Source organism: Streptacidiphilus neutrinimicus (assembly GCF_000787815.1).
Classification (GTDB): domain Bacteria; phylum Actinomycetota; class Actinomycetes; order Streptomycetales; family Streptomycetaceae; genus Streptacidiphilus; species Streptacidiphilus neutrinimicus.
The window spans coordinates 1-489 of record NZ_BBPO01000173.1; the positions used below are offsets into that span (position 1 = coordinate 1).

At 80.4% G+C, this 489-nt stretch carries 1 pseudogene; it reads right to left on the minus strand.

Features of this window, described 5'->3' with window-relative positions:
* Positions 1-489: pseudogene (locus TR48_RS38300) on the minus strand (hypothetical protein); the annotation flags it as partial.

Genomic DNA, 489 nt, shown 5'->3' on the forward strand with positions numbered 1-489 from the left:
GCCGTGCCCGCCGCTCGTGCCCGCCGCGCCGAAAGTGTCGTTCGCAGCCGTCGCGCGGCCTGCCGCGGCGAGCGGGCCGCCGCTTCGTTGGGGGCCCGGCCCCGGGGGGATGGCGGCGGGGCCGCCCCAGCCTGGGGCGAGTTCCTCGAGGCGGGCGAGGGCCTGCGCCGGGTCGAAGGCGGTGAGCGCACGGCAGGGCTGGCCGTGGGCCGGGCGCAGGTGCGGCAGCCAGGGGAGCCAGGACCAGGCGTCGGTGCGCTCGTCCAGGGGCCGGGACTCGTCGGCCGCGACGAGCACCAGCTCCAGCCCGGAGGGCGCGTGCAGCACGGCCAGCTGGGCGAGCAGGCCGCGGACCAGGCCGAGCAGGCGCGGGCGCGGGCCGGTGAGGCCGAGGCTGCCGGCGGCGCGCAGGTCCAGCGTGACGGGGGCGTGGGCGCGCGCGCCAAGACGCAGCACCAAGGCGTCCTCGTGGTCCGGACCGCGCTCCCA